Annotated in this window: 5 protein-coding genes; 2 read left to right on the top strand and 3 right to left on the bottom strand. The window is 67.3% G+C overall.

All coding sequences use genetic code 11. The features are described 5' to 3' along the window. Positions 1 to 135: 135 nt before the first annotated feature. Positions 136 to 690 (bottom strand): Dps family protein, encoded by a 555-nt coding sequence (locus ACRDPS_RS20555; RefSeq protein WP_431503521.1) that lies wholly within the window; start codon positions 688 to 690, stop codon positions 136 to 138. An 80-nt stretch (positions 691 to 770) separates the two neighbouring features. Here ACRDPS_RS20555 and ACRDPS_RS20550 point away from each other — a divergent pair, with 80 nt between their 5' ends. Beyond that, the gene (locus ACRDPS_RS20550; protein ID WP_431503520.1) at positions 771 to 1,454 is read left to right on the top strand and encodes an RsmD family RNA methyltransferase; all 684 of its coding nucleotides are present in this window, start codon (positions 771 to 773) and stop codon (positions 1,452 to 1,454) included. Positions 1,455 to 1,507: 53 nt separating this feature from the next. Here ACRDPS_RS20550 and ACRDPS_RS20545 read toward each other — a convergent pair whose 3' ends face one another. Then, a complete protein-coding gene (locus ACRDPS_RS20545) occupies positions 1,508 to 2,119 on the bottom strand; it encodes a flavodoxin family protein (protein WP_431503519.1) in 612 nt (203 codons plus the stop codon). Between the two features lie 503 nt (positions 2,120 to 2,622). On the opposite strand from ACRDPS_RS20545, the gene ACRDPS_RS20540 reads away from it, so the two are divergent. After that, positions 2,623 to 3,648: an FUSC family protein gene (locus ACRDPS_RS20540; protein WP_431503518.1), complete on the top strand. Its 1,026-nt coding sequence runs from the start codon at positions 2,623 to 2,625 to the stop codon at positions 3,646 to 3,648. 197 nt (positions 3,649 to 3,845) lie between these two features. On the opposite strand, the gene ACRDPS_RS20535 is transcribed toward ACRDPS_RS20540, so the two are convergent. Next, positions 3,846 to 5,336, bottom strand: coding sequence for an FAD-dependent oxidoreductase (locus ACRDPS_RS20535; RefSeq protein WP_431503517.1), 1,491 nt, complete (start codon positions 5,334 to 5,336; stop codon positions 3,846 to 3,848). Between the last annotated feature and the right edge of the window lie 277 nt (positions 5,337 to 5,613).

Raw genomic sequence — 5,613 nt, 5'->3', positions numbered from 1 at the left:
CCTGTGCGGAGAGCGCTGCCTGGAAGGCGCCGGCCCTCTCGCGTACGGCCTCGTCCTGCTCCGAATCGCACCCGGTGAGGATCATCGGGAGGACCAGCGCGAGCGCCGCGACCCACCATCGCATGGCAGGCGTCCTCAGCCGCTGGCGGCGTGTGCCGCACCAGCCTCCGTGGCCGCGTCGCCGGTCTGCAGCTGCCCACCCTGATCCTCCAGGTGGGCGCGTACGAACCAATGGAAGAGCTCGAGCTGCTCGACCTGACCGATCAGGACGTCCTGGGTCACCAGGTCCAGATCGTCGAGGATCTTGATCGCCTCTCGGTAGGAGCCGATCACGCCCTGATAGGTGACGTCGAGCGCGGCGAGGTGCTCCTGCGTGGTGGCCCGTCCGATGCTGTAGTCGTTCCACTCGCGCTCCTGGACCAGAGCGCCGGGGGTCCCGCGCGGCGCACCACCCAAGGTGGCGATGCGCTCGGCGAGGGCGTCGGCCATCGCACGCACTGCGTCGACCTGGGGGTCGATCATCTGATGGACGGCGATGAAGTGCGGTCCCACGACGTTCCAGTGCACATGCTTGAGGGTGAGCTGGAGGTCGTTCGCGGCGTGAAGTCGTGACTGCAGCAGGTCGATGATCGTCCGGGCAGCACCCTCGTCAAGACCGGGAATCGTGTAGTGCGGCGTGTCGGTAGTCATGCCGAGATCGGTACCCAGCAGCGGACGGCTTCATACGGAGCCACCGCATCACCTACGAGTGCCGGGGTACCGGAGCCGGCATGCACCCCGCGCCCACAGCCGAGGACCCCGAGACGACACCGCGACAGGCCACCCGCAGCACAATCTTCGGCAGCCTGACGATCCAGTACGACGACCGTGTCCTCACCCCGCGACGGTGGACAACGGCCCAGTCGGCGTGGGCGGCGGAGATGGGTCACGACGGCCCGCCGGGCCGGCTACTCGAGCTCTGCACGGGCGCCGGCCACATCGGGCTGCTGGCGCTGGAGACAGGCTCTCGAGACGGCGTGCTCGTCGACATCGACCCGGTCGCGTGCCAGTTCGCACGCGCCAACGCGGAAGCCGCGGGCCTTGCCGAGCGCGTCGAGATCCGCCACTCCCCCATCGGCTCCTGTCTGAGCGACCGAGAGATGTTCGCGGTCGTCGTCGCCGATCCGCCGTGGGTGCCGGACACCCAGACCGACCGCTTTCCCGGGGATCCGCTGACCGCGATCGACGGGGGCACGGACGGACTCGACCTGGCTCGTGAGTGTCTCCGTACGATCGACGCGTGCCTGCATCCGAATGGGGCCGCCGTCCTGCAGCTCGGCTCGGTCGCCCAGGCAAGCCTTCTCGGCGAATGGATGGGCGAACAGCGGGACCCGCTCGACCTGATGGTCGACGAGGTGCGTGTGTTCGGCGACCGCGGGGTGCTGTTGTTGCTGCGCCGACCGGCGACCCGTTGAGCGTACGGCTGGTCTTCGCGCGGCCGGGAGTCTAGAAGCTGGGGAGTCTCGGATCAGCTCGATGCCGGGTATTGCGAGCCTGAGAGCAACCCGGCGAGGTGAGCGGCGTTCGCGGCGAGGGTGCGCGTAGTGCCCGCGGTCTTCTCCGGCGTGGGCGACTTGTCCTTGTAGTCAACACCCTGCATGGCCTCGCCGACCCAGTAAGTGACCGCGCTAGCGGGCAGGGTGAAGCCGACGTCGGTGAGCGCCTGCGCCAGCTCGGCGGATACGTGGTGGGCACCGTCCTCGTTGCCTACGACGGCGATGCCCGCGACCTTGCCGTAGGTCTGCAGGCGCCCCTCCTCGTCGGTCTCGCTCAGCTCGGCGTCGAGTCGCTCGAGCACCATCTTGCACACCGAAGAGGGCTGCCCGAGCCAGATCGGGGTGGCCAGGACGAGGATGTCGGCGGCGAGCACCCGCGCGCGCAGGTCCGGCCAGGCGTCGCCGTCACCCTCGTCGGTGCTGACCCCGAAACGTACGTCGTAGTCGACCACGCGCTCCATCGTTCCTTCGACGCCCTGCTCGGTGAGAGCCGCGAGGACCTGCGAGCCGAGGAGCTCGGTGCTCGACTCGGCCGGGGTCTTCTTGAGAGTGCAGTTGAGGACGAGGCAGGTCAGTTCGGTCATGCGGAGCGGGTACCCATGACCGATCAGCGTCATACCAGCCCACGACCTCGTGAAGCGCCCAAGCGGCGCGCCTCCAGAACAATGCGTAGATCGGCTGCTGCTTGACCGTGTTCACAGTGATCTCTCCAGTTTCTGCGACCGGGTCCGCCATCGAACCGCGCCGGACGCCGAGCGTCAGAGGCCCGGTACCCCATATCGCCCGACGTACGCGGTCTGATCGGAACTCGAGGTGTCTCACCGGCTTTGCCGGGTACCGAGCCACGAAGTCGTCGCCTCGGCGCACAGGCTTCGATCTCCGTCCGCGCGTTCTCTTTGCAGAGGTGGCACTCCATGACAGCTGTCTTCGTCGTCACGATCCGGCAGGTCGCCGGCCTCGTTGAACGCAGCACCTTCAGATGACGCCCCGTTCATCCCTGGCCTCGCGCCCATCGAGACGAGCCGCCGTTCCCGACCCGGGATGGGTGGCTCGCCTCAGGGCACGAGTACGCGAGCTCCCCTGGGGAATGGCCCTCACGGCGGCAGCCGCGGGAGCGATCGCCTTCTGGGTTGGTGTCACCTTTCCGGGACCGGCTGGCGAGTTCCCCTACTACGCGCCGTTGGGCGCCGTGGTGGCGATGTCGTCGACCGTGATGGGTTCTGTTCGCAGGTCCGTCCAGAGCATCCTCAGCATCTGGCTCGGCTCGGCGATCGCGCTGGCCACAGCCGCCGTTCTCGGGCCCAGCCCCGCGGCCGTGGCTCTTGTGATCGGCGTGGGAATGTTGGCGGCGAACGCGCGGTGGCTCGACGACATGGGGCACTGGGTCCCGACGGCGGCCGTGTTCGTCCTGATCATCGGAACCGCGGATCCCGTCGCGTTCGTGAGCGCCTTCGGCGGACTCACGTTGATCGGGGCCTCGATCGGTGTCGTCACGACCGTGCTCTTTCCACAGCTTCCTCTCGCGCCCGCGGAACGGGCGATGGGTGACCTCCGTGAAGAGGTGGTCACCCAGCTCCGCGGGCTAGCCCATGCCCTGCAGGGCGAAACCCCACCGACAAAGACGCAATGGAGCGAATATCGGGCACAGATGGACCCGATGCTGCACCGCATGCGTGCCGATAGGCAGCTTGTTCTCGAGGCAGCCCGCGCCAACAGACGTCAGGCTCACCACCGAAGTCGCCTGACGAGACAGCTCGAGCAGGAACGAAGCCTCGAGAAGGTGTGCTTCCTGGTCGAGGAACTCACTCAGCTCCTCGAGGACGAGGAGCGCGCAGGGAACGATCTCGTCGCGCTGGGCCCACAGCTGCGGCCTCACGCGGCCCAGGCACTGCTCGCTCTCGCGGACCTCGTGCGATCGGGAGATGGCCGCGTCGCGGACGCCGCGGTCAAGGCGGATGCGCAAGAGGCTCTGTCCGAACTGGTCGACCAGATCCATGAGATGCACGTGCGCGACTCGGAGGACGGGTTCTTCACCGCCGGCAGCATCGTCACCAACATTCGGCGGTGCCTGGAGACCCCGCGCCCCGTCAGTGAGGACGAGGTGTATGGATGAGCTACCGGCAGCGGGACAGCCTGCCAGACCCGTACTGGTCGCGGATCCCTTATCGAGATGTCCCAGGCCGAGCTCGAAGGGCGCCTGGACTTCCACTGCCAACATCCGGCGGTGCCTGGAGACTCCAGGCCCAGTCAGTGATGACGACGTGCGTGGAGTTGGCCAGAGCTCAACGTTGACTCCCGAATCTGAGCCGATCACGACTCGTGCGACACATCCCGCTGCACAAGGGCTCTCGTGGCGGGGCCTTCCAGGACCTTCCCGCTCGCGGAGAACCGGGATCCGTGCAGTGGACAGTCCCAACTCTTCTCGGCGTCGTTCCAGCGCAGGGCGCCACCCAGGTGGGTGCAGAGTGCAACCACGCGACAAGTCCGGTCGTTCAGTGTGGATGCGCCGACCGGCAGAAGTCCGTCACGCCCCACGACCCCGGCGCCTTCAGGAACAGGGATGGGTACCTTCGCAGTCTCGGCCCTCCCCAGGGATCGGGACGCCGCCAGGGTGATGCCGGCGTTGACGGCCGCGAGGCGGGCCACGCCGCGCGGACGCGTGATTCGCCTGCCGAGCACCTTCGCCCAGCCGGGTCTCGATCCCAGGATCTGACCAGCGATGGTTCGTGCCGCGGCCACACCGTTGGCCAGTCCCCACTTGTCGTAACCGGTGGCCAGGTAGATGCGACCACCCCCGAGGGGCAGCTTGCCGACGTACGGGATCCCGTCGTGCGAGGCATAGTCCTGTGCGGACCAGGCGTGTGTCTCGGTCGCCCCCTCGAAGTGTCGTGCCGTCCACTCTCTCAGCTCGTCGAGCTTCGCCAGCTCGGACTGCGTGCGACCTACGATGTGCCCGGCACCGCCGACAAGGAGCAGTGGCGGAGTGGTGGGGTCCCTTGGCACGCCGCGGATCGATCGGCTCGATGTGGACACCGAGAGGTACATCGCGGGTGGCGCCTCCACTCCGCCATAGGCAAGAAGATAGGAGCGCTTCGCCTCCAGCTTGGCGAAGTAGAGACCTCGGTCCAGGGTCGGCACCCCTGTCGCGAGAACGACGTTGTCAGCGCGGAGCACACGTCCGTCGTCGAGGGCGATCTCCGGCGTCCCTCGCCGGGACACCCCCAGTACGCGCCGGCCCTCGTGCACTGTCCCGCCGTGGCTTCGGAGCCGGGCGGCGAGGGTAACGAGCACGTCCATCGGGTCGAACTGGGCCTGACCTGCCAGCAAAGTGGCGCCCTCCAGCGGGAACGGCACATCGAGACGGTCAGCCCAGCGCACCCCCAGCCCGAGCGAACGAGCCGCCTCATGTTCTTCTCGCACCGTGGCCGTCTCATTGGCACTACTCGCATAGGTCACTGCATCGCGGATCTGAACGGGAACATCATGGTCAGCACAGAACCGCAACAGCCACTGCTGACCTTCCCGGTTCGCGTCCACGTACGCCTGAGCGACATCGTGTGACTGAGCGGCCAGGATCCGCGAGAGCCGGGTCCCCTGCAGCAGCGAGACCTTGCCCGTCGTACGGCCGGTGGTGCCCGAGCCCACCTGGAGCGCATCGATGACACCGACCCTGCGACCAGCACGCGCCAGAAGCAGGCCAACCGTCAGTCCGGTGATGCCTGCCCCCACGACGACGTCTTCGAAACGGTCATCGACGGGGAAGACGTCCTGACTCGGTGGGTGGGGACGCTCCAGCCACATCGAACGCATGATGCTCAGGTACCCATCTTGGCTCGCGACCAGACTGAAGGTCGTCGGGGTGACTCGGACGCATTTTGGTGCCGATGTCATGTGATGGCCGTAGATGGGTACGGGTTAGTACGACGCCGTCGTACTAACGGCGGCCGTGACGCCCATTCAATCGAGAACGGAGCTGGACATGTTGGGTAAGACGACAACCTTGGTCCTCGGGCTGGGAGCCGGATACGTGCTCGGCACGAAGGCCGTACGGGCGCGGCACGAACAGACCAAGCCCCGG

Origin of the sequence: Nocardioides sp. (assembly GCF_050699375.1) — a bacterium.
Classification (GTDB): Bacteria; Actinomycetota; Actinomycetes; order Propionibacteriales; family Nocardioidaceae; genus Nocardioides.
The sequence above is the reverse complement of the archived record's forward strand: the minus strand, read 5'-3'. Positions and strand labels throughout refer to the sequence as shown.

Excerpts from the sequence above, each read along its gene's own strand:
- ACRDPS_RS20535 (WP_431503517.1), bottom strand. The coding sequence starts at position 5,336 with ATGTGGCTGGAGCGTCCCCACCCACCGAGTCAGGACGTCTTCCCCGTC.
- ACRDPS_RS20555 (WP_431503521.1), bottom strand. The coding sequence starts at position 690 with ATGACTACCGACACGCCGCACTACACGATTCCCGGTCTTGACGAGGGT.
- ACRDPS_RS20545 (WP_431503519.1), bottom strand. The coding sequence starts at position 2,119 with ATGACCGAACTGACCTGCCTCGTCCTCAACTGCACTCTCAAGAAGACC.
- ACRDPS_RS20540 (WP_431503518.1), top strand. The coding sequence starts at position 2,623 with ATGGCCCTCACGGCGGCAGCCGCGGGAGCGATCGCCTTCTGGGTTGGT.
- ACRDPS_RS20550 (WP_431503520.1), top strand. The coding sequence starts at position 771 with ATGCACCCCGCGCCCACAGCCGAGGACCCCGAGACGACACCGCGACAG.